Here is a 24,892-nt window from a genome sequence, read left to right as displayed (position 1 = left end):
GGAACGCTTGGCCGCCTGGTTCTCCACGACGACTCGGCCGCCGATTGGGAACTGCGAACAGGTCGCTGTGTAGAGCAATGCCGGCGAGGTCGTCCGTGGTACGCACTGCACGCACGACGAGTTGGAGAACGATGAGCCGGATATGGGCCGGAACCGATTGCGGCAAAACCCACCATCACTGCGTGGTCCTGGACAGCGAGGGCGACACACTGCTGTCGCGGCGGGTGTCCAACGACGAACCCGAGTTGCTTCAACTGATCGGGGACGTTCTGGGCCTCGCTGGCGACCGCGCCGTCACCTGGGCGACGGACATGACCGGTGGCGAGCCCGCGCTGCTGATCACGTTGCTCATCAACCATGGCCAGGAGCGACGGGTGCTCGTCATCACGATGCACGACGACCCCGGCATCGATACGAGGGCTGCTCTCTTCGCTGAGATCAGCGATCTCGTCCACGGATACAAGCCGGCATCGGTCGTGATCGTCCTCGACCAGCCCGCGCCGACCCGATCGACGCTCAGCGTGGTCCTGCGTGTTCACCGACTGTGCAGCAGCCTCGACCTGGTGATGTCCGTGGCCACTCGGAGCGCCCCCGTACGACGCCTCCTGGCGGCCGGGGCCGCCGCGGAGGGCGACATCCGGCTGGTCATCCATGCCCGCGCCGACACGGCGATCGCGACGGCCGCCGCGCTGACCGCAGCAGCATGACCGGTGTGACCTGGGGTTTCAGAGTGGCCGGACAATACGGGTGAATCGGCGGGGACTGGGCACTTGGTCGGCATGGCACATCCCTCGCCGGCAACCGGCTCCTCCGGAATGTCCACGTTCTGGTCCCTGCACGAGCTCGCCGGTCTGGTCGCTGTCCGACGGGGACTGTACGTCCGCTGGTCAGTGGGGCCCGAGGAGGACCTGGCCGCCTCGTCCAGCACGGACGACCTCAGCGGCGTGCCGATGCCCGGGCTGTCCGCGAACCCGCTCGACATCGAGGACTGGTGGGGCGATCGGCCCGCGCACATCTGGGTCGCCCGGCGCCTGTACGACTACTCCCACCTGCCGCGGGTCAAGGGCGTCCGTATCCGCCCCTGGGTGCTGACGGGCAAGGAGGCCGGCCGCGGGCCCGACAACGAGCCACTGGTGACGGATGTGCAGCCACGGGGATGGATCAGCCCGCAGGTGATCACCGAGGCCGACACGATCGTCACACGGCAGCAGGGCAACTGGGGCCCGTTGAACCGGGACAGTGCCGTCGAGGGCTGACGGGTTCGATCCGGCGAGGCCTCGCCCCGGCTCACCGGCAGGACGCCCGGCCGTACTGAACGGGGAAGGGCCTCGGGAGCCGGCAGCGAGGACGACAGTGGGCCCACCGCTCCGGAGGGATCATGGCCAATCACCTCCATGGCTCGCTCAGGTGCTGAGGGCCCGGCCTCTGGCGGCCCGCCTGACGCCGCCGCACACACGGGCTGCGCTCGGGGCCACCACTTCAGGTCGGCCACTACGGCGCAGTGGTCCAGCGGTGCCGACCAGTGCGGCGGCCGTAGGAGGCCACAGGTCAGGGCCCGGAATTCTGGTGTGCCGGGGCGTATGCCGTGACGGCCTGCCCCGGCTGGCACGCCGACCGCAGCGTCGCCCGGCTGTCCCAGGCCCCGACCGAACTCGACGGCGTCCGTTGCGGGTGCCGGCATGGCGTGCGCTGCCCATGTCTCCTGCAGTCGCACGATGTCCGGCTGCGGTTGGGTTGCACACCAGACTCACACGTCCCAGTACTAGTCTGATCTTCGCATGCATGTGAACAGCTTTTCGAAGCACGGTACATGGGAAGGTGACCCGCGATGTCGCTGAGCCTCGGCGATCCGGAGTCCATCGGCGGTTATGCGCTGGTCGACCGGCTCGGCAGTGGCGGCATGGGGATCGTCTACCTGGGGCGCTCGGACTCCGGACGGCAGGTCGCGGTCAAGGTCGTGCACGCACCGTATGCGCAGGACGAGGAGTTCCGGACGCGCTTCCGGCAGGAGGTCGCGGCGGCCCGCCGGGTGAGCGGCGCGTTCACCGCGCCGGTGGTGGACGCCGATCCGGACGCCGTACAGCCGTGGATGGCGACCCTCTACGTTCCTGGCCGCACGCTGTCGGACACCGTGGCCAAGGACGGCCCGCTGCGCGGACGCGAGTTGCGCGTGCTCGCGCTGGGTCTGGTCGAGGCGTTGCGGGACATCCACCGGGTGGGCATGGTGCACCGCGATCTGAAGCCGAGCAACGTCCTGATGGCCGAGGACGGCCCCCGCGTCATCGACTTCGGCATCTCGTACGCCGTCGACAACGAGGCCCTCACCATGACCGGCCGGCTGATCGGTACCCCGCCCTTCATGTCTCCGGAGCAGTTCGCAGCGCCGCGCGAGGTCACCGGGGCCTCGGACGTCTTCTCGCTGGGCTCGGTGCTGGTCTACGCGGCCACTGGAAACCGTCCGTTCGACGGCAGCAGCCCGTACTTGACGGGGTATCAGGTGATGTACGAGGCCCCGGACCTCAACGGCGTCGCCGAACCGCTCCGGAGCATCGCCGAGCGGTGCCTGGACAAGAACCCGGCCGCCCGGCCCGGCCTCGACGAACTCCACCGTATGCTCCGCGAGTTGCCGGACTCCGATGTGCCGGCAGTCGTCTCCGTCGTGCCGGTCGCACCGGGACGGCCCGACTCCGCGGAAGCCGACCGCCGGGCCTCCCGCACCCACCCCTTCGCGCCGGGCCCGGCCGCGGACGCGAGCAGGACGCAAGGGGTCGGAACCCGGACCGGCCGCGGACCCCGGCGGCGGCGCGTCCTCATCGGCATCGCCGCCGCCCTGGCGGTCACCGGAGCGAGCATCGCCGCGGTGAGACTCGGGTCGCACCAGGACGTCGCCTCCCCGTCGCCGACCGGATCCGTGTCCGCCTCGCCCTCGGCTGCCACGGTGACCCTGCCGCCGAAGCATGTGCAGTGGGACTACCAGATCGGCGGTGCCTACCCCCTGGCGGCCGGTGCCCGGGTCGTGAGCCGCGACCACGACAGCGAGCCCGCGCCGGGCGTCTACAACATCTGCAACATCAACGCCTTCCAGGCACAGAAGGGCGAGGAGCGCGGCTGGGACTCCGACCTGCTGCTGCGCGACGCCAAGGCCGACGTCCTCTACGACAAGGACTGGGGCGAGGCGATCCTGGACATCCGCACGGCCGTCAAACGGCAGCGCATCGCCGCCAAGCTGAACAGCTGGATCGACGAGTGCGCGGCCAAGGGCTACAAGGCCGTGGAGCCGGACAACTACGACTCCTTCACGCGCTTCCCGAAGTACCTCAAGGCCGGCCAGGCCGAGGCGCTGATGAAGCTCCTGTCCGCCCACGCCCACGACAAGGGCCTGGCCATCGCCCAGAAGAACGCCACCGAGCTTCTGTCCGACCGTGCGTCCGTGGGCCTGGACTTCGCCGTGGCCGAGGAGTGCGCCGAGTGGAACGAATGTGGAGAGTTCGCAGAGGCATACGGCGACAACGTGCTCGTGGTCGAGTACACGGCGAAGGGCATGGCGAAGGCGTGCACCGACTGGGGCGGCACCCTGAGCATCGTCCGCCGTGACGCGTCGGTCGTACCCAAGGGTGCGAGCGGCTACGTACGCCAGACCTGTTGACGGCCGATCGTCCCAAGCGAACTGCCTGGCGTCTTGGTGGAATTGTGGTTTGCACTTTGCCTGTGCTTGCGTTGCCCACCATGCGGCTCGGACCTAGCCTCACCTGCGAAGCCGTGGGAAGGGCAGGCATGCTGAAGACCGTCCGCGAGCAGGCATCGGGTCTCACCAAAGATCAGCGCAATGCTTTTGTCGCCGCCTATCTGGGCTGGGCGATGGACGCCTTCGACTACTTCCTGGTGGTCCTCGTCTACAGTGAGATCGCCGACGACTTCCATGTCTCCCTCACCGACATGGCCTTCCTCACCACCGCCACCCTGGTGATGCGCCCGGTGGGTGCCCTGCTGTTCGGCATGTGGGCGGACCGCAAGGGCCGACGGCTCCCGTTGATGGTCGACGTGTGCTTCTACTCGGTCGTCGGGTTCGCCTGCGCCTTCGCGCCCAACTACGCCGTGCTGCTGGTGCTGCGCCTGCTGTACGGCATCGGCATGGGCGGCGAGTGGGGTCTGGGCGCGGCGCTGGCCATGGAGAAGATCCCGGCCGAGCGGCGCGGTTTCTGGTCGGGACTGCTGCAGAGCGGCTACTCGCTGGGATATCTGCTCGCCGCCGTGGCGTTCTTCGGCATCGAACCCGCCTTCGGCTGGCGGGGGTTGTTCGCCTTCAGCCTGGTGCCCGCCCTGGTCGCCCTGTGGGTGCGTACCCGGGTGGAGGAGAGCGAGGTGTGGGAGAAGAGCGTGGCGCTCAACCGCACCCCCGCCTACCAGGTGTTCAAGAACCCGGCGGTGCTCAAGCGCTTCGTCTACCTGGTCGCGCTGATGACCGCCTTCAACTGGATGTCGCACGGCACCCAGGACGTCTATCCGACCTTCGTCAAGAAGGGCCTGGGCCTGTCCCCGGACACCGCGATCGCCATCGCCGTGGTCTACAACATCGGCGCCATCATCGGAGGCATGGTGCTGGGCGCCTACTCCGAGAGGCTGGGCCGCCGTCACACGATCATGGTCGCGGCCGCCGCGGGCCTGGCCGTGGTGCCCTTCTTCGTGCTGTCCACCGCCGTGGGCTGGCTGATGCTCTCCTCCTTCCTGATGCAGATGTGCGTGCAGGGCGCCTGGGGTGTCATCCCCGCGCATCTGACCGAGATGAGCCCGGATGCCATCCGGGGCTTCTATCCGGGTGTCACCTACCAGTTGGGGAACCTGATCGCCGCCCTCAACCTGCCGATCCAGGAGGCCATCGCCGAGCGGCACGGCTATCCGGCGGCGATGTCGTGGACGGTGGTGCCCGCCCTGGCGGTGGTGATCGTCCTGAGCGCCGTCGGCAAGGAGGCCAAGGGCATCCGGTTCGGCAGCACCGGTACGCACGTCCCGACCACCGCAACGGCCGACACTGCCTAGCGGAACACCGATCGACGCGACGTGCACGGGCGCGAAGCGCCATGGCAGCCACGGCGGCACTTCGCCCGTTCGGGCCGGCGGTCATCCACCCGATCCGGCGTGTCGTCCTTGCCCGATCGCCGCTCGTCGTACTCACTGCCCGCCTTCCGCACCCTTTGGCCTGCCCACCGGGTGACAGGCGGGTGAAGCCTGAGGTGCCGTCCGTTTCCCGGGGCATGCATGAGGATCCCCGGCCGGACGGCGGGGCTCCATGCGCGGGAGGCGAGAGTGACGAACGAACGAGCCGATCTGGCCGGCCGGCACACCCACAGGGTCCCGGTGCTCATCGTCGGGGGCTCCCTGGTCGGCCTGTCCACCTCGTTGTTCCTCGGACGGCTGGGCGTGCGCCATCTGCTGGTCGAGCGTCACACCGGCACCTCCATCCACCCGCGCGGCCGCGGCAACAACATCCGCACGATGGAACTGTTCCGGGTTGCCGGAATCGAGCCGGCGATCCATGAGGCCGCCGCCACCCTGGCCGACAACCACGGCATCCTGCAGACCCCCACCCTGGTCGGCGACGCGGGGGAGTGGCTGTTCCGGGAGATCGACCCCGGCGGCGGAGTGGCCCGCTTCAGCCCCGGCGCCTGGTGTCTGTGCAGTCAGAACGACCTGGAGCCGGTCCTCCTCGAACAGGCCGCGGCACTCGGCGGCGACCTGCGCTTCGCCACCGAACTGATGTCGTTCGAGAGCAACCCCACCGGTGTCACCGCGGTGGTCAAGAGCCGGGAGACGGGCGAGCACACCACCGTCCACGCGGACTACCTCGTCGCCGCCGACGGCCCCCGCAGCCCCGTCCGCGAGCAGCTCGGGATCGGCCACAGCGGCCCCGGCGACCTGTTCCACAACGTCAGCATCACCTTCCGCTCCAGCCGCCTCGCGGACGTCGTCGGCGACCGCCGCTTCATCGTCTGCTACCTCACCGACCCGGAAGCCGACGGCGCCCTGCTCCCGGTGGACAACCGCGAGAACTGGGTCTTCCACGCCCCCTGGCACCCCGAACACGGCGAAACGCTGGAGGAGTTCACCGACCAGCGGTGCATCGAGCACATCCGCCGCGCGGTCGGCGTACCGGACCTCGACGTGGAGATCACCGGCCGGGCACCCTGGCACGCCGCCCAGCGCGTCGCCGGCAGCTACCGCTCCGGACGGGTCTTCCTCGCCGGGGACTCGGCCCACGAGATGTCGCCCACCGGGGCCTTCGGCTCCAACACCGGAATCCAGGACGCCCACAACCTCGCCTGGAAGCTGGCCGCGGTACTCGGCGGCTGGGCCGGGGAGGGCCTGCTGGACTCCTACGACGCCGAGCGCCGCCCGGTGGCGGAGGCGACCAGCGCCCGGGCCGCCGACCGGTCGGCCGAGCACAGCCACCCCGGGTTCACCCCGCCGCCCGACGCCGGCGGCGGCCCACGGCGCGGCATCCTCAACGTCGCCCTCGGCTACCGCTACCGGCAGGGCGCCGTCGTCGGCACCGACCCGGCGGCCGCGGTCGTTCCGGAGAACCTGGAGCTGACCGGCGAGCCCGGCAGCAGGGCGCCCCACCTGTGGGTGCGGCACGGGGCCGAACGGATCTCCACCCTCGACCTCTACGAACGGTCCCTGGTCCTGCTCAGCGACGCCGGCGACCCGAGCGGATGGCACCGGGCCGCCGGCCGCCTCGCCGAGGAGCTCTCGGTGCCCATCCGGGCGTACCGCGTGGGCAGCGGGCCTGGGGCCGAACTGGTACCGGAAGGCGATGCCCGGTGGACGGAGCGGCATGGCATCACGGCCGGGGGAGCCGTGCTCGTGCGGCCCGACGGGTTCGTCGCATGGCGGTCGCCCGGCCCGGAGCGGGACGCCGAACCGGTACTGCGGCAGGTCCTGAAAACCGTGCTGTCCCTGACCTGATCACCCGCGGTGGGACCCCTGTCCCAACCCTTGGTCCTGTCACCCAGGTGATCGTCCCGGCTGGTGGTGAGGTGACGGCTGACTGACGGTGGTTCACGTCGGGGTCCGGTCAAGTCAGCTGATGACGTACCAGCTGCCGGGCCTTGGCGGAAGGACGTTCCTATGCGTTCTGCTCGCATTTTTCTGGCCACAGCGGCGGCTTCCGCCGTCCTCGCCATCGGTGCGCCCGGCGCGTTCGCAAGCGGTGGCGACGGGAATCACGACGGTTCTTCGCACGGCAAGGAGCACGGGAAGGAACACGGCAAGGAGCACGGCAAGGAACATGGGAAGGAGCACGGCAAGGAGTCGAGGCACGAGGAGCCGCGCGGCGGCGTGCACGCCGGTGGTGGTGCGCTGACCGCGGTGAACGACGACGGAGACTGGAGCGGATCGCGGGGCTCGAAGACGGACCCGGACACCTACCGGGACGACTCGTGGGGCAGCGACCACGGGGGCCGTGACGAGGACGGTGGCGGCCGCGGCAGTGACTCCTGGGGCGGTGGCGACCACGAGAAGCCCCATGGCGGCATGCACACCGGCGGCGGGGCGCTCGCGGCGCCGACCGCGACCGCGGGCGGGCTGGCCGTGCTGGGCGTCGTCGCCACCGGGCTGTATGCGGTGCGCCGCAAGAAGCCTGCCGTGGGCGCGGCCTGACCCGTGCCCGATGCCATAGCGCAGCCGCGGCCGTCACCCGAGCCCCGTGCGGCGGCCGCGGCGTAGCGCTCCGCTGGGGGCCGCGCTGGAAGGGCCGCGCGGGCCGTCGACTCTCTGCGGCCCGGCGCCCCTCCAGGGCGCTGCCGCACCGCAGCGTCGCGCCCGGCCTGCTCAGCGCCCCCGCCGTCGTGCCCGAATGAGGTGCTCTCCCATGGCAGTTCCTCCTCCCTCTCCCTCCTCCGACGACCCACCGGCGCCCTCCGAACCCGGAGTGCCCCGCTCCGGCGTGATGATGATCTGCGCGGCCGCCTGCCTGGTGCTCGCAGCAAGCATGATCAGCGGCCAGGACACCTCCTCCGACGCCTCCCACTCGCAGTCCGCCGCGTCCGTCCGGCACCCCGCCACGGCGACGATGTCCCCCGGGCAGCCGGTGGGCAAGCACCTGCCCCGGTCGCGGCCCGTGCGCCTGCGCATCCCCAAGATCTGGGTCGACGCCCCCTTCACGGGCCTGTCCCTCGGCCCCAACGGACAGCTGCAGCCTCCCCCCGCCAACGACACCAACCTCGTCGGCTGGCACACCAAGGGAGCCTCCCCCGGAGAGACGGGGACAGCGGTCATCGCCGGGCACGTCGACACCAAGACGTCCGCGGCCGTCTTCGCCAACCTCGGCCAGCTGACCAAGGGCGACGTCTTCTACGTCGAACGCGCCGACGGGCGCACGGCGACCTTCCGGGTCGACAGCGTGGAGACCTTCGAGAAGGACGACTTCCCCAGCGACCGCGTGTACGACGACACCCCCCAGGCCCAGGTGCGGCTCATCACCTGCGCGGGCAACTACGACCGGTCGGTCATGGACTACACGGACAACCTGGTGGTCTTCGCCCACCTCGTCTGAGCATCACCCGCGTAGGCCATACGAGTCGCGCGCTGCGGGCCACGGGCACACGATCGAGGAATGTCGACGCCGCCGAACGCGGCCGACGTCGCTTCCGCCCCGCGAAGGAGATGTGCGCAGGATGACGACCACGTCCGAACGTGTTTCCGGTCCGCCGGCCCGACAGGTGTCGCCCCGGGTCTCCCAGTCCGTGTTCGACGGCTCCAGACTCCGGGTCGTCCTGCTGGTGGACGTCTACGACGGAGCCCAGCAGCAGTTCCTGGAGGCGTACGAGCTCCTGTGCAACCAGGTCGCCTCCGTCCCCGGACATGTCAGCGACCAGCTGTGCCAGTCCATCGAGAACCCCTCCCAGTGGCTCATCACCAGCGAGTGGGAGAGCGCCCCGCCGTTCCTTGCCTGGGTCAACAGCGAGGAACATGTGCGGATGGTGGAGCCGCTGCACAGCTGTGTCCGCGACACCAGGTCGCTGCGCTTCCACATCGTCCGCGAGACCGGCAGCCCTGCCCCCCACGCCGAGCACGGCAAGCGCCGGCTCCAGGCGGCGCCCAGGATCGGCGACGGCCTGATCCGGCACGCGCTGACCTTCACCGTCACACCGGGCAGCGAGGAGAAGGTCGCGAAGATCCTCGCCGACTACGCCTCACCCGAGCCGAAGGTCGACGACTCCACCCGGCTGTGCCGCACCTCGCTGTTCATGCACGGCAACCGGGTGGTACGGGCCATCGAGGTACGCGGTGACCTGCTCGCCGCACTGCGCCATGTCGCCCGGCAGCCCGAGGTGCGTGCCGTCGAGGAGGCCATCAACCCGTACCTGGAGCAGGACCGGGACCTCGACGACCCCGAGTCCGCCCGCGTCTTCTTCACCCGGGCCGCACTGCCCGCCGTCCACCACGTGACGCTGGAACAGCAGGACACGCAGGAGGAGCGGCACGCCCTGTCCTATCCGGTCCGGCCCGGCTGCGGCATGCGCCTGGCCGAGGCGCTGGCCCGGCAGGACGAGACCGCGGCGGACGACCCGCGCAGCCCGATCCTGCGCAGCACCATCTTCCAGCGCGACGACGTCGTCGTACGGCTGATCGACGTACGCGGCGGACTGGCGGCCGCCGACCCCGCCGTTGCCCTCGGCCTCCAGGACCCCGGGCAGCTGGCCGAGCTGACCACCTTCCGCATCGCCGCGTCCGCGCCCCGGCACGGCGAGCTCGAACGCTGCATCGGCCTCGCCCGCATGGACCTCGTCACCGACCGCCGCTCGCCCGAGGCCTGAGCTGCCCTCAGCCGGCCGTGGCGGCCACAGCCCCCACGTCGATGCAGGACCTGATCGGAGGAACGCCGTGATCACATCCCGTCCCAGAATCGTGGATCTCAGCGAGGTCGAGCCCAACCGTCGGCGAGGCGGCGATCTGCGTGCCATGCTCACCCCCGCCACGGTCGGCTCCACCAGCGGTTTCATGGGCGTCGCCATCGTCCAGCCCGGCGAGCGCATCGGGGAGCACTACCACCCGTACTCCGAGGAGTTCGTGTACGTCGTGTGCGGGGACCTGGAGGTGGACCTCGACGGCGTCCCCCAGCCGCTGCGGCCCGAACAGGGCCTCATGATCCCCATGCACATGCGGCACCGCTTCCGCAACGTCGGCAACGTCGAGGCCCGCATCGTCTTCCACCTCGGCCCGCTGGCCCCGAGCCCGCCGCTCGGCCACGTCGACACCGAGGAGAGCGATACCGCGGAGGTCCGGTCATGACACGCCGGGTGGCGGTCACCGGCATAGGCGTCGTCGCACCCGGCGGCATCGGCATACCGGCGTTCTGGGACCTCCTGGCCGCCGGGCGCACGGCGACGCGGGGCATCACCTTCTTCGACCCGGCCGGCCTGCGCTCCCGGATAGCCGCCGAGTGCGACTTCGACCCGGCGGCACACGGTCTCGACGCGGAGCAGACCGCACGGTGCGACCGCTACATACAGTTCGCCCTGGCCGCCGCGGCGGAGGCGATACGTGACGCCGGCCTGGAGCCCGAGCGGGAGAACCCCTGGCGGGTGGGGGTCTCGCTGGGCACCGCGGTCGGCGGCACCACCCGGCTGGAGCACGACTATGTGCTGGTCAGCCATCACGGGCAGCGCTGGGACGTGGACCCGCAGCAGGCCGGCCCGTATCTGCACCGCGCGTTCGCGCCCAGCACCCTCGCCTCCACGGTGGCCGAGCGGTTCGGGGCGCGCGGCCCGGTGCAGACCGTCTCCACGGGCTGCACCTCGGGGCTCGACGCCGTCGGATACGCCTTCCACACCGTCGAGGAGGGCCGCGCCGACGTGTGCATCGCCGGCGCCTCGGACTCGCCGATCTCCCCGATCACCATGGCCTGCTTCGACGCGATCAAGGCGACGTCGCCGAACAACGACGACCCCGCGCACGCCTCGCGCCCCTTCGACGCCGACCGTGACGGGTTCGTCATGGGCGAGGGCGGCGCCGTGCTCGTCCTGGAGGAGCTGGAGCACGCCCGGGCCCGCGGTGCGCACGTGTACTGCGAACTCGCCGGCTACGCCACCTTCGGCAACGCCTACCACATGACCGGACTCACCCGTGAGGGCGTGGAGATGGCGAAGGCCATCGAGGCCGCCCTCGACCACGCCCGGCTGGACGGCACGGCGATCGACTACGTCAACGCGCACGGCTCGGGCACCCAGCAGAACGACCGCCACGAGACCGCCGCGGTGAAACGGGCCCTCGGCCCGCACGCCTACGACACCCCGATGAGCTCCATCAAGTCCATGGTGGGCCACTCCCTCGGCGCGATCGGCGCCATCGAACTCGTCGCCTGCGTCCTGGCGTTGGCCCACCAGGTCGTCCCGCCGACCGCCAACTACCAGACCCCGGACCCCGAGTGCGACCTGGACTACGTCCCGCGCATCGCACGCGAATGGAAACTCGACAGTGTGCTCTCGGTGGGCAGCGGGTTCGGCGGCTTCCAGTCCGCGGTGGTCCTGACCCGGCCGAGGGAGAAGACACGATGAGCGAACCGCACATACGGCGGGCGGCCATCACCGGAATCGGCGTCGTCGCGCCCAACGGAGCCGGCACCGAAACCTTCTGGAAGTCCGTCAAGGAGGGCATCAGCGTCCTCGACCGGGTCACCCGCGAGGGCTGCACGCATCTGCCGCTGCGGGTGGCGGGCGAGGTCCGCGACTTCGACCCGTCCACCGCCGTCGAGGAACGCTTCCTCGTCCAGACCGACCGGTTCACCCACTTCGCCATGGCCGCCGCCGACCTCGCACTGGACGACGCCCGGCTCGGCCGGTCCGCGACCGACGGCTCCCCGTTCTCCGTGGGCGTGGTCACCGCGGCCGGTTCCGGCGGCGGCGAGTTCGGGCAGCGGGAGCTGCAGCAACTGTGGGGAAAGGGCAGCCGGTTCGTCGGCCCCTACCAGTCCATCGCCTGGTTCTACGCCGCCAGCACCGGCCAGATTTCCATCCGCTACGGCTTCAAGGGCCCCTGCTCGGTCGTCGCCGGCGACGAGGCCGGCGGCCTGGACGCCCTCGCGCACGCGGCGCGGGCGGTGCGGCGCGGCACCGACGTGATCGTGACCGGATCGACCGAGGCGCCGCTCGCCCCGTACTCCGTCGTCTGCCAGCTCGGCTACCCGGAGCTCAGCACCGAGGCCGACCCGGCCCGCGCCTACCGCCCCTTCACCTCCGCGGCCTGCGGGTTCGTCCCCGCCGAGGGCGGCGCCATGTTCGTCGTGGAGGACGAGGAGACGGCCCTGGCGCGGGGCGCGCGCGTGCAGGCGGTGCTCGCCGGACACGCGGCCACCTTCACCGGTGCCTCCCGCTGGGAGCAGTCCCGCGAAGGCCTCGCCCATGCCGTACGGGGCGCCCTGGCCGAAGCCGGCTGCGCCCCCGAGGAGATCGACGTGGTCTTCGCCGACGCCCTCGGCGTGCCGGAGGCGGACCGCGCCGAGGCCCTCGCGATCGTCGACGCGCTCGGCGCGCACGGCACCCGTGTGCCCGTCACCGCACCGAAGACCGGCATCGGACGCGGGTACGGCGCGGCAGCGGTGCTCGACGTGGCGGCGGCGGTGCTCGCCATGGAGCACGGGCTGATCCCGCCCACCCCCAACGTCTACGACATCTGCCACGAACTCGACCTCGTGACCGGCCGGGCCCGCGCCGCCCAGCCGCGCACGGCGCTGGTCCTGAGCCGGGGCCTCATGGGGTCGAACTCGGCGCTGGTGCTGCGGCACGGCGCCACCGGCGCCTCGTCCTGAGGCGCCGAAGAGCAGTAGAGGAGAACCGCATGTCCGACCGAATAACCGTCGAAGAGCTGGCCGAACTCATGAAGAAGTCCGCCGGTGTCACCGTCACCCCCGAGGAACTCGGGCTGCACAACCCCGGCTTCGACACCCTCGGCGTCGACTCGCTGGGCCTGCTGGGCATCGTGGGCGAACTGGAGAACCGCTACGGCACACCGATGCCGGCCGACGCCGAACGCTCCAAGACCCCCCGGCAGTTCCTCGATCTCGTCAACAGTGCCCTCATGACAGGAGCGTGAGATGACCGGACACACGCAGAACGAGATCACCATCGCGGCGCCGGTGGACCTGGTCTGGGAGATGACCAACGACCTGGAGAACTGGCCGCGGCTGTTCACCGAGTACGCCTCCGTCGAAGTCCTGGCCCGGGAGGGACGCAAGACCACCTTCCGGCTGACCATGCACCCCGACGAGAACGGCACCGTGTGGAGCTGGGTCTCCGAACGCGAACCGGACCGCGACACGCTCACCGTCAGGGCACGCCGGGTCGAGACGGGACCCTTCGACCACATGGACATCCTCTGGCGGTACGAGGAAGTGCCGGGCGGCACCCGCATGGTGTGGACGCAGGACTTCGCCATGAAACCGGAAGCACCGGTCGACGACGCCTGGATGACCGACAACATCAACCGGAACTCCAAGGTCCAGATGGGGCTCATCCGGGACCGCATCGAGAAGGTCGCCGCCGAGCGCGGTGCCACTCCGGGTCTGACCGACTGAACCGGACGGAGAACCAGCCCCCATGCACCAAGCACTGATCGTCGCCCGCATGGCCCCGGGATCGGCCCCGGACATCGCCAAGGTGTTCGCGGAGTCCGACCGGGGAGAGCTGCCGCACCTCGTCGGGGTGGTCCGGCGCAGCCTCTTCCAGTTCGGCGACGTGTACATGCACCTCATCGAGTCCGAGCGGGAACCCGGCCCTGCCATCGCCAAGGTGACCGAGCACCCCGAGTTCCGGTACGTCAGCGAGCGGCTGTCCGCGTACGTCAGCGCGTACGACCCCCAGACCTGGCGCTCCCCGAAGGACGCCATGGCGCAGCGCTTCTACCTCTGGGAGCGCGACCCGGCCGGCTGACCCGCCGTGACCTCACCGGTCGCCGGGCCCGCAGCGCCGCGGGCCCGGCGACCGGTGGTCTTCAGGGGGCCGTTCAGCCCGGGACGTGACAGTCGAACGCGTGCAGATAGGGGTTGACGGGGCGGATGTCGTCGATGACCAGCCCCGCCTCGGTCAGCCGGGCGACCATGCTGTCGGTGGTGTGCTTCGCCCCGCCGACGTTGAGGAGGAGCAGCAGGTCCATCGCGGTGCTGAACCGCATCGAGGGCGAGTCGTCGACGAGGTTCTCGATGACCACGACCCGGGCCCCCGCGCCGCCCGCCGCACGGACGTTGCGCAGCGTCCGGGCGGTGCTGTCGTCGTCCCACTCCAGGATGTTCTTGATGATGTAGACGTCCGCCGCGACCGGCACGGACACCCGGACGTCGCCGGGCACCACGCAGGCGCGGTCCGCGAGGTCGCCGCCCGGCCGCAGCCTCGGCAGCGCGTTCTCCACCACCCGCGGAAGGTCGAGCAGACTGCCGTGCAGCGAGGGGTACTTGTCCAGCAGGCTCACCAGCACGTGCCCCTGGCCGCCGCCGAGGTCGGCGACCGACGAACTCCCCGACAGGTCGAGGAACTCGGCGACGTCCCGCGCCGACTGCACGCTGGAGGTGGTCATGGCCCGGTTGAAGACATCGGCGGACTCCGGGGCGTCCTCGTTCAGGTAGGGGAAGAACTCCTTGCCGTACAGGTCCTCGACGACATTGCGCCCGGTGCGCACCGCCTCGTCGAGCCTCGGCCAGGCGTCCCAGGTCCATGGCTCGGTGCACCACAGCGAGATGGCGCGCAGACTGTTCGGATCGTCCTCGCGCAGCAGCCGGGAGACATCGGTGTGGGCGAAGGTCCCGTCCGGCAGCTCGGCGAAGACGCCGTAGCAGGAAAGGGTGCGCAGCAGCCGTCGTAGTGGGCGGGCCTCGGCCTTCACGGCGGCCGCCAGGTCCTCCGCGGTCATGGGAGTGTCACCGAGGGCGTCGGGGACTCCCAGCCGGGCGGCCGCCCGGAGGGCGGCGGCACATGCCGCCGCGAACGCTAGCTCCCTCAGCCGCATGGACGGCGGCGGGGCTGTCTGTGCGGTCGTCATGTGCCGCTTCCTTCCTTCTGGGCCCGCAGGCGGGCCATGACCTGCGGTCAGCACATTCCCGCGGGCTGGGAGGCCCGGCAGGCGTTGTGTTCGAAGGTGTTGCCCGTGCCGTGGTCGGTGTTGATGAGGTCCGCCGGGGAGTTGCCCTCGACCACGTTGTCGGTGATCCGGTTGCGGTCGCTGGTGACGCCCACAAAGCTCTTGAACAGGACGATGCCGCCCGACAGCGGCGAGTTGCCGACGTTGTCCCTGACCACGTTCCGGGTCACCAGGGTGTCCTCGGCGCCGGTCAGGACGATGCCTGAGCCCTGCAGGGCGTCCAGCCGTGTCGTCTTGGGGCACGACTTGTTGTTGCGTACGAGGAGGTTGTCGCGGACGGTCAGCGCGCCGGCCTTCGGCTTGTTCTCGTCGCCGACGACGAACACCGCCACGCAGTTGGCGGTCGCGCGGTTACGGGCGACGGTGAGGTTGCGCAGCCGCCGGACCGTCAGGCCGATCCGGTTGCCCTCCAGCCGGTTGTGGTCGATCAGTGTTCCACCGGTGTCCGTGGCGCCTGCCTCCTCATTGATCGTGTTGGCGAGGAAGACGCCCGCGTCGCCGTTGTCCAGGGCGCTGTTGTCCTGGATCAGCGAGCGGACCGAGCGCTCCTGGGCGATGCCCCACACGCCGTTGCGCGCCGTGGTCACATTCCGCACGGTCAGCCGGTCGGTCGCCATGGCGAACACCCCGGTCCTGGCAAAGCCCGTGACGGTCAGCGAGGCGATGGTGACGCCCTTGACGTCACGGTCCTTCGTGCCCAGGACACAGATGCCGTTGCCGCCCTCGGCACAGCTGTTGGCGGCCTTCTTCCGGCTCGGCTCGATCACTGTGGCTCGCCCCATGCCGCGCAGGGTCAGCCCGGGCGTGGTCACCTTGATGCTCTCGTGGAACGTGCCGGGGGCCACGAGCACGGTGTCTCCGGGCTTCGAGGCGTCCACCGCCTTCTGGATCGACTGGCCCGGCATGACCACATGGAACGCATGACGGGCGGCCGGCGGAGCGGCACCCAGCCCGGTTCCGACCACCACGGCGGTGCACATCATGTACGTAATGCGGTATTTCTTCATATCGCGAACGCTATGACCAGATAGGACGTTTACCTGCAGAATGGACCATTCGGCGGCGTGTCCTGCGGGCGCCCTGTGCCTGGCGCGGGCCCGGGGCGGGGCGGCATCCGTCAAATAGGGCGATAACCGGAGATACTTCGTACGGCGCCTTCGGAGTGTCCGGGGCGTGTCGCGTGAGCAGGCCGCTGCGGGCCGGGCGGGAGCGATGTTGATCCGTGTTCTTCTCGTCGAGGAGACCGACCTGGTGCGCGGGGCACTGGCTGCCCTGCTGACACGTGAGGAGGACATCGAGGTGGTCGCAGCGGCACCGGGGTGCGGGCAGGCCCTCACACGGGCGCTGTCGTACCGGCCCGATGTCGTCGTCATCGACTGTGACGGAGATGCCGTCGAGGACGGGGCGCTCGGTACCTCGCAGGAGCTGAGCGAGCGGCTTCCGGAGTGCAGGATCCTGCTGGTGGCCGGTACGGCGACGCCCGAGTATCTGCGCCAGGCGCTGGCCCAGCCCGTCGCGGGACTCATCGGCAGGAACAGCCCCAGCAACTTTCTGACGGAGGGCGTGCGCAAGGTGGCGGCGGGCGGACGGTTCGTCGACCCGGAGCTGGCGCTGCTGGCGCTCTCCTCGGCCCGGAGCCCGCTGACCCCCAGGGAGCTCGAGGTGCTGCGGCTGGCGGCGGACGGCACTCCGACGCGGGAGATCGCGGAACGGCTGTCGCTGTCGGTGGGAACGGTCCGCAACCATCTCAACGCGGTCTCCCGGAAGACCGGCGCACGCAACCGCATCGACGCGATCCGCATCGCCCGGCAGTCGGGCTGGCTGTAACCGGTCCGCGGCGCCCGTCCGGCTCACGCCCGTTCACGGCGGGCGAGTTCGCCGGCGTCGGCCGGTCGCTGTGTACCTTCTCGCTCGTCCCAGTGGCCGATCAGGTCGCGGTAGAGGGCGCAGTCCGTCATCAGTCGGTCGTGCGTGCCGAGGCGGCAGTGGGAGCCGTCCATGACGAGGACGAGGTCGGCGCGCAGCGCGGAGCTGATCCGGTGGGCGCAGACGATCAGCGTGGCCGGGCGGCTGGCGAAGGCCCGTTCGGCGACCGCCTCGGCCGCCGGGTCGAGGTGACAGGTGGCCTCGTCCAGCAGGACCAGCCGGGTCGGCGGCAGCAGGGCCCGGACCAGGGCGATCAGCTGCCGCTCACCCGCCGAGAGCACGGCAGGATCCACGGTCGCGCCATAGCCGCCGAGGCGCCGGACAAGCGTCTGCGCACCGATGGCGCGGACCGCCGCGTCCAGCTCGGACTCGGTGGCCGCGGGCTCGAGGTAGGCGAGATTCTCGCGCAGGGTGCCGGCGAACACGTACGCCTCCTGCGGAATCAGCACACGGCACCGGGACAGCCGTCCCCGGTCCAGCTCCCGCACCGGCACACCGCCCAGCCGGATCAGGCCGGCCCGCGGTTCGAGCACCCCGGCGATCAGCGAGGCCAGCGTCGACTTGCCCGCCCCGCTGGGGCCCACGACGGTCAGATGCGTGCCAGGCGCGAGTACAAGGTCGAGATCCCGGACGACCGGCTCGGCGGAACGGGCGTATCCAAAGGTGACCCCGCACAACTCGACCCGGCCGTCGCGGGGCTGCGGCCGTTCGGCCCCGCCCAGCGCCATCCTGGAGGAGAGCCCGGCGGTCCTGTGTGGTGCAGATCCGTCAGCAGTGGGGATCTGGTCGGCAGTCATGCGCTTTCCGGGGCCGTGGGCGGTGTCCGGTTCGGTGTCTCTTCCGGGGGTTCCTGGCCCCCCGGGCCCGCCCGTCAGCGTCCCTCGGAAGCTGTCGGTGGGGCTGCCGCTTCCCGAAGCGTCGGCAGTCGGTGGGGCGTCGCGCGGCTCCGTGGATGCTTCCAGGATTCGGGTGAGGGTGACCAGGAGCCACAGGCCGCTGCCGCCGAGGCCCTGGACGAAGCCCCGTAGGGCAGGCTGCAGGGACTGGGAGACGTAGGTCAGGGCGCCGAGGACGGCGCCCGTCGTCATCCCGCCGTGGACCAGCCACGGGGTTCCGGCGAGGATCAGCACGATCGGGAGCCAGCCGCCGACGCCCAGGGCGGCGCTCCGCACGGCGGTGAGCCGGGCCAGGGCGCGCGCCGCGTCCGCCGCGGCGTCGATGCGGGCGCCGACCCGGGCCCGTACGACGTCCTCGGCACCGCAGGCCGTGACGTCCCGCAGTCCGTCTGCCACCGCGCCCACCTGCTCGGCGATGGCCTCGTCGGCCAGCACGACAGCCCGCTGCCGGGCGGCCATCGCGCGCAGGGCCAGCAGGAACAGCGCGAGCCCGGCCGCGAGGGGCGGCAGCACGAACAGCAGGAGGGCGGGATCGAGCACGACCAGCCCGAGCAGCACGCTCACCGCGGTGACCGAGAAGGTCTGCACGAACATCACGATCGCCCCGTACGACTCGCGGGCGATCTCGACCTGTTCGGTCAGCCGCGCGACGCCCGCCGTGTCGGCCGGCCCGGTGAGGCGGGTGGAGCGTTGCAGCGTGCCCGTGGTGACGAGGGCGACCAGGTCGTCGCGGAACGGTTCGACGACGTCGGCGAGCCGGAGCATGGCCTGCCGGGTGCCCCAGGCGCCGAGCAGGACCGTGCAGGCCAGCAGCGCCAGCCAGCCGAGGCCCTCGGTACTGCGGCCGGCGAGGAAGCCGTCGTCGACGGCCCGGGCGACCAGCCAGCCGGACAGCAGCGCGGGCACCGCCTGCACCAGCGACCAGCCGGCGAGCCCTGCGAACTCCCGGCGCCGGGAGCGGAGGGCGGAGCGAAGCAGTCCGTGGGCCGCCCGGTTCATCGCGGCCCCCCGTCGGGCGGCCGGAACACGGCCCGGTACTCCGGGTCCGCCCAGAGCTCACGGTGGGTGCCCCGGCCGCGGACGCGGCCCGCCTCCAGCCAGACGACGTGGTCCGCGCGGGCCGCCGTCGACGCCCGGTGGGTCACCACGAGCCGGGTACGGCGGGCGAGCCGCCCGGACCCGGTGAGCACCTTGCCGATGTGGTGCTCGGTGACGGTGTCGAGACCGGCCGTCACGTCGTCGAGCACCAGGAGACGGCCGACCGGGCCGGCCTGGACGAACGCACGCGCCAGGCCGACGCGTTGGGTCTCCCCGCCGGACAGCGGGGCCATGGCCGGCCGGGTGCCGTACCCCTCGGGCAGGGTCTGGAGGAAGGCGTCGGCGCGCGCGGCGGTCGCCCCCGCCAGCACCTCGGCCTGCGTGGGGGCGCGGGACCCGAAGGCGATCGCGTCGGCGTACGTCTCGCCCAGCAGCACCGGCCGGTCGAAGCCGTACGCCACGGCCCGCCGCAGCGCCGCGCGCTCCACCTCACGCAAGGGCACCCCGTCGAGCAGCACCTCGCCCTCGTCCGGGTCGGCCAGCCGCCCGGCCAGCGCGGCGAGCAGCGACTTGCCGGATCCCGAACGCCCCACGACGGCCGTCAGCAGGCCGGGGGGCGGGGCCAGGTCGACCCGGTCCAGCACCGTGCCGCCCCCCGGCGCGCGGACGGTCACCCGGCGGAACTCCAGCCGGCCGCCGTCCCCGTCCGGCAGTGGCGCGTCGCCGTACACCACTGGGGGTTCGGCCAGCACCTCGGCGACCCGCCCCGCCGTGGCGCGCGCGAAGGCGAGCCGGTGCGCCGAGGCCACCAGCGAACTCACCCCCGTGGCCAGCAGCACGTACTCGCTCGCGGCAAGCGTCTGGCCCGGTGTGATGCGGCCCCGGGCGAGCTCCAGTCCGGCCACCGCCAGCACGGCGACCTCCAGCAGGGGGACGACCGCCGCGTCCCGCGCGGAGACCCGGGCGTACGCCCGCCACATCCCCATGCCGTGGCGGTGCAGTTCCGGCAGCGGCTGCAGGATCCGCCCGGCCTCCCGGGCCGTGGTCCCGGCGGCGGTGATGGAGCGGATGCCGGTGAGGGCGTCGACCAGGCGTGCGGCGATACGGCCCTGCGTGGCGAAGTAGCGGTCGTTGACGTCGGAGACGTCACGGACGAAGGCGCGCACCACCAGGACGACGAGCGGCAGCCCGGCGAGGAACGTCAGGCACAGCCAGGGGTCGATGAGGGCCAGGGCCACCACCGCCCCGACCGGGGGCAGCACTTCGGTCACCGCCCACACCAGGCCCGAGGGAGCGCTGCCCGTCCTGGCGGTGTTGCTCACCAGGCGCGTCACCAGATCGCCGGGGGTGTGACGGCGGGTGGCACGGGGCCCCATGTCGAGGACGTGCCCCAGCAGGGTGTGCCGGAGCCATGCCGTGGAGCGGGAGTTGGCGACGCCGCCCGCGTAGTCGTCCGCGGCGTCACACACCACGAGGAGCGTGACGGCCACGACGGACAGGGTCAGCCACAGGCCGGCGTCACCGCGCCCCAGCACGGCGTCGACCGTGCGGCCCATGACGGCGGGCAGGACGACGTAGACCCCGGCGAGCACAAGGGATGTGGCGGCCAGGACAGTGCCCCAGGTGCCGCCCCGCCGGACCGCCGTCAGCAGCAGTCGGTCCGCCGCACGTCGGTCCACCGGCTGCTCCCGTCTTTGTCGTCGAGGGTTCCAGCGGAGGCGGGGACACCGCAGGTGTCCCCGCCGTTGGGGTGAGAACTAGCAGAGCAGCAGGCTCAGGTGGCTGCCTCCACAGCCCTTGCTGGCGCGGCTGCCCGGCGGCGGAGCGTGCCCGGTTTCGGTCTCGATGGTGAGACCCTGCAGTTCGAGGAGCGACATGGCGTCCTCACCTCCTCTCTGGTACTCGCGTGGGGACGGGGAAGTCATGAGCGGGCAGGTCAGGTGTCAGGAACGGCAGTCCGGTCGGCCGGGAGTGGAAGGCGGCGCCCAGCGCGAGCAGGACGCCCGCGCCGCCCGTTGCCAGGTCCATGGACAGCCGCAGCAACTGCTCGCCCGGGAAGGCCAGTTGCCCGTCCAGGAGGCAGGCGTGGCGGGCCAGGCGGCGTACGTGGTCGGCGATCAGGGGGTCCCGTTCGGCGGCCGTGCCGGGCGGGTGCGGGCGGCTGAGGTGGAGGATCATCCCGGCGAGACCGTCGAAGAGCCCGGGCTCGATGTAGAAGGACGCCCTGGCCGCCTTGCGGATGGCCGCGGCGGCGTCCAGGAACTCCTCCTCCGCACGATGGGCGAGGTACTCCTCGAGGACCATTCCGATGCCCACGCTGCCGTCGGCGAGATACGGCATGGTGCGCCAGCCCTCGTTCACCTCCATCGACCCCTCCTCGCGCACCACGCAGCGGCGCAGGTCCTGGCGCAGCGCCGTGGCGGCCAGGTCGAGCAGGGCCGGGTCCTTGCTGCGCTCGTACAGGCGCAGGAACAGCAGCGCCGGTCCGGACGACCCGAACATCAGCCCCGCCCTGGGGTGGGCGCCGCCGCTGGTCTCCGCCACGGCATCGGCAGGGCCCAGGCGGTCGGCGACGGCCTCCGCCACCCGGCAGGCGGTGTCACGGCAGGTGGCGTCCCCGGTGGTGAGCGCGAAGTGCAGCAGGTTGAGCCCGATGCCGGACAGGCCGCCCTTGAGGTCGAGGGGCAGTGGCTCCCACCGTTCGCCCAGGCACATGTCGAGAACCTTGGCGGCCTCCTCGTGGTGTCCCAGGTGCTCGAGGACATGGGCGACGCCGTGCAGACCGTCGTAGAAGCCGAGGCGGGTGCCCGGTGCCGGGTCGAGCGCGTGCCGGATCAGCCACTCCTCGTGGTCCGGGTGGCGTCCCGCACCCGTCACGTCCAGCGCGTACAGCACGCCTGCCGCGCCGTGGGCGAGGCCCAGTCCGCTTCCTGGGAGCAGAAACTGCTCGATGTCGCCAGGGAAGAGCCGGTCGTGCCGCTCGGGTGCGGCGGAGGCCAGGACGGCCGAGGCGATCGAGTCCCGGGCGTGCAGCCAGCCCGCCCGGTCGGGCTCCAGCCGGGGCGCGTCGTCCGCCCCCGCGTCGATGCCGCCGTCGCCGGTGATGGTGCGTACGGCCTCGTCGAGGAAGGAGCGGGGGACCGGGAACAGCCGGGTGGCCTCCCTGGCGAGCTGTCCCGCCTTGCCGGTGTCCAGCTCGATCAGGCCGGTCAGCGGCAGGAACAGGAACAGCCGCAGACTGGCCAGGGCGTAGCGGTCGATGTCGAAGCCGGTGGCGCCGCGCGGGGCGATGAACCCCGGTGCGGCGAGGACCTGGCGGCGCGCCTGCGTCACGTCCATGGCGCCCTCGAAGTCGACCAGCACCACCCTGCCGTCGGGGCGGACCAGAATGTTGTCCGTGTGGACGTCCCCGATCACGAGGCCCCGCTCGTGGACCGCCGCGACCGCCTCCTCCACCTGCCGGTGGATGTCGAGGGCCCAGTCGGTGTAGGCCGCGAACGCGGCGGCGTCCGGGGCCAGGGCGGCGAGCGGATAGCGCTTGACGAACTCGTCGTGCAGGGCCGTGGCCTCCACGAGCTCCTCCACGAGGAAGTGATGGCCGCCCAGCTCGAAGTGGTCGCGGACCGCGGGCACGAACGGCAGTCCGGCCAGCCGCTCCAGGGCCTCCCGCTCGCGCCGGAGCCGGGTCACGGCGTCCGCGCCGTCCGGGGTGAGCCCCGCGTGCGGCCGCCCCTCCTTGAGGACGACCCGCTCCTGCGTCCGCGTGTCCACTGCGGAGTACAGTCCGCCGGCGTTGGAGAAGTGCAGCGCCTTCTCGATCCGGTAGGGCAGGTCGGCGACGGTGGTGCGGCGGCTCTCGGCGAGATGGGGTTCGAGGAAGCCGGGCAACTGAACCCACTCGGGCAGCCGGAAGGTGGGGCCGCGCACATCGGGCACCAGACGGCCGGAGGGATCCTCCACCGCCGGCTCCAGCTCTCCGTCGTCCGACACGCAGTACCGGTCGGCGAATGCCCCGTACCTGACGTACAGCGGACCGTCGCCCCAGCGCAGATCGCTGAGAATGTACGGGCCCTGGCGGCCGTCGAGCAGACCGCCGAGCTCGGTGAGGATGCGCTCGCACTCGGCCTCGTCCACGGGGTAGACGGTCACGAACTTGCCGCTGGAGCCGCGGTGCGCGTACTTCGCGTTCGCGAGGAAGAGGGTGTCCATGCCGGGCAGGAACTTGAACGCGATGCGGCGCGGGACGCAGTAGTCCCACACCTCGTCCAGGATCGACTGGGCGTTGTCCGGACAGGCCGAGACATGGATCTTCCAGCCCTGCCGCGGGAACACGGTGCCGGTGGGACGGCACACCACCCAGTCGCCGAGCTCCTCGCGCGTCCATGAATCGGGCAGCGGCCGGTCGGCCTGCCGGAAGTGGCCACGTGTCCGGCCGTGATGCGGTGCGTCGTAGAAGTGGGGGTCTGTGAGGCAGTAGACCTCGTAACGCTTGTCCACGGAGTCTCCAAGGGTTCAGTCCGCCTCCCTGGTGCCTCTCACCTCCCACAATGGCAGAAGGCGCAGGCGTGGACATCGTGCGTCTGTCACGTGACGCGCGTGGGATTCACCCGGCTTCTCTGTGCGAAACGCACACCCCGGGACGTGGATAATCACGACCGCAGGAGTATTCGAACCTCCCGAAAGGGTGCGTGTTTCCCGCCATGCGCAACGGTTCCGCACGATGAGCGTCGCCGACTCCTTCCCGCTCGGTGCCGCCACCACGCTCGACGAGCTCGCCCGGGACCCGCATCCCCGGCTGGCACGGCTGCGGGCGCACGAGCCGGTGTCCTGGCTGCCGGAGCTGGGCGGCTGGCTGGTGACCCGCCGCGACCTCGCGCTGCACGTGATGCGGGACGCCGCGACCTTCACCGTGGACGACCCCCGGTTCTCCACCGCGCAGGTCGTCGGGCCGAGCATGCTGTCGCTGGACGGGGAGCAGCACACCCGCCACCGCGAGCCGTTCAACGCCCCCTTCCGCCCACGGCAGGTACGCGACGGCTTCGCCTCGTTCATCGAGCAGGAGACCGGCCGGCTCATCACCGCACTGGAGCCTGCGGGTGCCGCCGAACTGAGACGCGCCTTCGCCGGACCGCTCGCGGTCGCCGTCGTGACCGAGGCGCTCGGGCTGGCCGGTGCCGGCACGGACACGGTGCTCTCCTGGTACGACTCCATCGTGCGCTCCGTCTCGGACATCACCGCCGGACACGAGGCGGGACCCGACGGAGCCGCCGCGTACGCGCAGCTGCGGGCCGCCGTGGAGAACACCGTCGCCGACGGGGGCAGCTCCTCGCTGCTGGTCTCAGCCGCCGGGCGGCTGGGGCTGCCCGAGGTGGCGTCAAATGCCGCGGTCCTGATGTTCGGGGGCATCGAGACCACCGAGGCGATAATCACCAATGCGCTGCTGCATCTGCTGAGCGACTCGGACCAACTGGCCCTCGTACTCAATGACTTCGAGCTGCTGGACAATGCGATCGAGGAGTCGCTGCGCCTGGAACCCGGTGCGGCCGTCGTGGACCGCTATGCGACTTGTGACACCGCACTGGGCCCCGCCACCGTCCGCCGGGGCGATCTGGTCACGGTCTCCCTGGCCGGCGCCAACCGCGACCCAGCCGTCTTCCCCGACCCCGACCGCTTCGACGTCCGCCGCGAGAACGCACGCCTCCAACTGGCCTTCGCCCACGGTCCGCACCACTGCATCGCCGCCCACCTGGCCCGCCTGGAGACCCGTATCGCCCTCCGGCGCCTGCTCGAACGCCTCCCCGCCCTGCGCCTCGACCCGGACCGCCCCACCGCCCCACACGGTCTGGTCTTCCGCAAGCCGCCTGCCCTGCATGTGCAGTGGGACAGCTCTCGCTGAGCGGCAGTTC

The 24,892-nt window shown here is 71.4% G+C and carries 21 protein-coding genes and 1 pseudogene; 16 read left to right on the top strand and 6 right to left on the bottom strand.

Annotation, left to right across the window (positions count from 1 at the left end; translation table 11 throughout):
* Positions 1–131: 131 nt before the first annotated feature.
* The 14 genes and pseudogenes from ACFY1E_RS11735 to ACFY1E_RS11670 form a co-directional block, all read left to right on the top strand.
* Positions 132–368 (top strand): annotated as a pseudogene (locus ACFY1E_RS11735) (transposase); the annotation flags it as partial.
* Between the two features lie 447 nt (positions 369–815).
* Positions 816–1,256, top strand: coding sequence for a DUF6098 family protein (locus tag ACFY1E_RS11730; protein ID WP_389074280.1), 441 nt, complete (start codon positions 816–818; stop codon positions 1,254–1,256).
* 572 nt (positions 1,257–1,828) lie between these two features.
* Positions 1,829–3,646 carry an endo alpha-1,4 polygalactosaminidase gene (locus tag ACFY1E_RS11725; protein WP_389074277.1) on the top strand — a complete coding sequence of 606 codons (1,818 nt, stop codon included), beginning with the start codon at positions 1,829–1,831 and terminating at the stop codon, positions 3,644–3,646.
* Positions 3,647–3,774: 128 nt separating this feature from the next.
* Positions 3,775–5,037, top strand: coding sequence for an MFS transporter (locus tag ACFY1E_RS11720; protein ID WP_389074275.1), 1,263 nt, complete (start codon positions 3,775–3,777; stop codon positions 5,035–5,037).
* Between the two features lie 219 nt (positions 5,038–5,256).
* Positions 5,257–6,963 (top strand): FAD-dependent oxidoreductase, encoded by a 1,707-nt coding sequence (locus tag ACFY1E_RS11715; protein ID WP_389074273.1) that lies wholly within the window; start codon positions 5,257–5,259, stop codon positions 6,961–6,963.
* Between the two features lie 162 nt (positions 6,964–7,125).
* Positions 7,126–7,656, top strand: coding sequence for a hypothetical protein (locus ACFY1E_RS11710; protein WP_389074271.1), 531 nt, complete (start codon positions 7,126–7,128; stop codon positions 7,654–7,656).
* A gap of 211 nt (positions 7,657–7,867) precedes the next feature.
* Positions 7,868–8,551, top strand: coding sequence for a class F sortase (locus tag ACFY1E_RS11705; RefSeq protein WP_389074269.1), 684 nt, complete (start codon positions 7,868–7,870; stop codon positions 8,549–8,551).
* A gap of 121 nt (positions 8,552–8,672) precedes the next feature.
* Entirely contained in the window at positions 8,673–9,815 is a 1,143-nt protein-coding gene (locus ACFY1E_RS11700; RefSeq protein WP_389074266.1) for a SchA/CurD-like domain-containing protein, read from the top strand.
* Between the two features lie 67 nt (positions 9,816–9,882).
* Complete coding sequence (locus tag ACFY1E_RS11695; protein ID WP_351462928.1) at positions 9,883–10,290, top strand: cupin domain-containing protein; 408 nt, start codon at positions 9,883–9,885, stop codon at positions 10,288–10,290.
* Positions 10,287–11,555: a beta-ketoacyl-[acyl-carrier-protein] synthase family protein gene (locus tag ACFY1E_RS11690; RefSeq protein WP_389074263.1), complete on the top strand. Its 1,269-nt coding sequence runs from the start codon at positions 10,287–10,289 to the stop codon at positions 11,553–11,555. The genes ACFY1E_RS11695 and ACFY1E_RS11690 overlap by 4 nt, the downstream gene beginning before the upstream one ends.
* Entirely contained in the window at positions 11,552–12,805 is a 1,254-nt protein-coding gene (locus ACFY1E_RS11685; RefSeq protein ID WP_389074261.1) for a beta-ketoacyl synthase N-terminal-like domain-containing protein, read from the top strand. Before ACFY1E_RS11690 ends, ACFY1E_RS11685 begins: the two co-directional genes overlap by 4 nt.
* A 29-nt stretch (positions 12,806–12,834) precedes the next feature.
* On the top strand, positions 12,835–13,089 hold the full coding sequence (locus tag ACFY1E_RS11680) for an acyl carrier protein (RefSeq protein ID WP_344398922.1): 255 nt from the start codon (positions 12,835–12,837) through the stop codon (positions 13,087–13,089).
* Between the two features lies 1 nt (position 13,090).
* Entirely contained in the window at positions 13,091–13,570 is a 480-nt protein-coding gene (locus ACFY1E_RS11675; protein ID WP_389074259.1) for an SRPBCC family protein, read from the top strand.
* Between the two features lie 22 nt (positions 13,571–13,592).
* A complete protein-coding gene (locus tag ACFY1E_RS11670; protein WP_389074256.1) occupies positions 13,593–13,925 on the top strand; it encodes a TcmI family type II polyketide cyclase in 333 nt (110 codons plus the stop codon).
* A gap of 73 nt (positions 13,926–13,998) precedes the next feature.
* Here the strand turns inward: ACFY1E_RS11670 and ACFY1E_RS11665 are convergent, their stop codons facing one another.
* Positions 13,999–15,027: a methyltransferase gene (locus ACFY1E_RS11665; RefSeq protein ID WP_389074254.1), complete on the bottom strand. Its 1,029-nt coding sequence runs from the start codon at positions 15,025–15,027 to the stop codon at positions 13,999–14,001.
* A gap of 47 nt (positions 15,028–15,074) precedes the next feature.
* Positions 15,075–16,133 carry a nitrous oxide reductase family maturation protein NosD gene (locus tag ACFY1E_RS11660; protein ID WP_389074252.1) on the bottom strand — a complete coding sequence of 353 codons (1,059 nt, stop codon included), beginning with the start codon at positions 16,131–16,133 and terminating at the stop codon, positions 15,075–15,077.
* A gap of 205 nt (positions 16,134–16,338) precedes the next feature.
* On the opposite strand from ACFY1E_RS11660, the gene ACFY1E_RS11655 reads away from it, so the two are divergent.
* A complete protein-coding gene (locus ACFY1E_RS11655) occupies positions 16,339–16,953 on the top strand; it encodes a response regulator transcription factor (RefSeq protein ID WP_389074250.1) in 615 nt (204 codons plus the stop codon).
* A 23-nt stretch (positions 16,954–16,976) separates the two neighbouring features.
* Here ACFY1E_RS11655 and ACFY1E_RS11650 read toward each other — a convergent pair whose 3' ends face one another.
* From ACFY1E_RS11650 to lanKC, 4 genes are all read right to left on the bottom strand, one after another.
* Positions 16,977–18,947 (bottom strand): ATP-binding cassette domain-containing protein, encoded by a 1,971-nt coding sequence (locus ACFY1E_RS11650; RefSeq protein WP_389074247.1) that lies wholly within the window; start codon positions 18,945–18,947, stop codon positions 16,977–16,979.
* Positions 18,944–20,665 carry an ABC transporter ATP-binding protein gene (locus tag ACFY1E_RS11645; protein WP_389074245.1) on the bottom strand — a complete coding sequence of 574 codons (1,722 nt, stop codon included), beginning with the start codon at positions 20,663–20,665 and terminating at the stop codon, positions 18,944–18,946. The genes ACFY1E_RS11650 and ACFY1E_RS11645 overlap by 4 nt, the downstream gene beginning before the upstream one ends.
* Before the next feature lie 78 nt (positions 20,666–20,743).
* Positions 20,744–20,863, bottom strand: coding sequence for a SapB/AmfS family lanthipeptide (locus ACFY1E_RS11640; RefSeq protein WP_389074242.1), 120 nt, complete (start codon positions 20,861–20,863; stop codon positions 20,744–20,746).
* A gap of 7 nt (positions 20,864–20,870) precedes the next feature.
* Entirely contained in the window at positions 20,871–23,483 is a 2,613-nt protein-coding gene (gene lanKC / locus ACFY1E_RS11635) for a class III lanthionine synthetase LanKC (protein WP_389074240.1), read from the bottom strand.
* Positions 23,484–23,706: 223 nt separating this feature from the next.
* Between lanKC and ACFY1E_RS11630 the strand changes: the two genes are divergently transcribed.
* On the top strand, positions 23,707–24,882 hold the full coding sequence (locus tag ACFY1E_RS11630) for a cytochrome P450 (RefSeq protein ID WP_389074237.1): 1,176 nt from the start codon (positions 23,707–23,709) through the stop codon (positions 24,880–24,882).
* Positions 24,883–24,892 lie beyond the last annotated feature (10 nt).

This window comes from Streptomyces sp. NPDC001604 (assembly GCF_042893475.1).
GTDB lineage: Bacteria > Actinomycetota > Actinomycetes > Streptomycetales > Streptomycetaceae > Streptomyces.
This window is presented reverse-complemented; position numbering and strand designations above follow the sequence as displayed.

Bases quoted from the DNA above. Each gene is read 5' to 3' on its own strand.
- ACFY1E_RS11670 (WP_389074256.1), top strand. From the start codon at position 13,593: ATGCACCAAGCACTGATCGTCGCCCGCATGGCCCCGGGATCGGCCCCG.
- ACFY1E_RS11700 (WP_389074266.1), top strand. From the start codon at position 8,673: ATGACGACCACGTCCGAACGTGTTTCCGGTCCGCCGGCCCGACAGGTG.
- ACFY1E_RS11650 (WP_389074247.1), bottom strand. From the start codon at position 18,947: ATGAACCGGGCGGCCCACGGACTGCTTCGCTCCGCCCTCCGCTCCCGG.
- ACFY1E_RS11630 (WP_389074237.1), top strand. From the start codon at position 23,707: ATGAGCGTCGCCGACTCCTTCCCGCTCGGTGCCGCCACCACGCTCGAC.
- ACFY1E_RS11640 (WP_389074242.1), bottom strand. From the start codon at position 20,863: ATGTCGCTCCTCGAACTGCAGGGTCTCACCATCGAGACCGAAACCGGG.
- ACFY1E_RS11690 (WP_389074263.1), top strand. From the start codon at position 10,287: ATGACACGCCGGGTGGCGGTCACCGGCATAGGCGTCGTCGCACCCGGC.
- ACFY1E_RS11675 (WP_389074259.1), top strand. From the start codon at position 13,091: ATGACCGGACACACGCAGAACGAGATCACCATCGCGGCGCCGGTGGAC.
- ACFY1E_RS11665 (WP_389074254.1), bottom strand. From the start codon at position 15,027: ATGACGACCGCACAGACAGCCCCGCCGCCGTCCATGCGGCTGAGGGAG.
- ACFY1E_RS11705 (WP_389074269.1), top strand. From the start codon at position 7,868: ATGGCAGTTCCTCCTCCCTCTCCCTCCTCCGACGACCCACCGGCGCCC.
- ACFY1E_RS11660 (WP_389074252.1), bottom strand. From the start codon at position 16,133: ATGAAGAAATACCGCATTACGTACATGATGTGCACCGCCGTGGTGGTC.
- ACFY1E_RS11720 (WP_389074275.1), top strand. From the start codon at position 3,775: ATGCTGAAGACCGTCCGCGAGCAGGCATCGGGTCTCACCAAAGATCAG.
- ACFY1E_RS11725 (WP_389074277.1), top strand. From the start codon at position 1,829: ATGTCGCTGAGCCTCGGCGATCCGGAGTCCATCGGCGGTTATGCGCTG.
- ACFY1E_RS11685 (WP_389074261.1), top strand. From the start codon at position 11,552: ATGAGCGAACCGCACATACGGCGGGCGGCCATCACCGGAATCGGCGTC.
- ACFY1E_RS11715 (WP_389074273.1), top strand. From the start codon at position 5,257: ATGAGGATCCCCGGCCGGACGGCGGGGCTCCATGCGCGGGAGGCGAGA.
- ACFY1E_RS11655 (WP_389074250.1), top strand. From the start codon at position 16,339: ATGTTGATCCGTGTTCTTCTCGTCGAGGAGACCGACCTGGTGCGCGGG.
- ACFY1E_RS11730 (WP_389074280.1), top strand. From the start codon at position 816: ATGTCCACGTTCTGGTCCCTGCACGAGCTCGCCGGTCTGGTCGCTGTC.
- ACFY1E_RS11680 (WP_344398922.1), top strand. From the start codon at position 12,835: ATGTCCGACCGAATAACCGTCGAAGAGCTGGCCGAACTCATGAAGAAG.
- ACFY1E_RS11710 (WP_389074271.1), top strand. From the start codon at position 7,126: ATGCGTTCTGCTCGCATTTTTCTGGCCACAGCGGCGGCTTCCGCCGTC.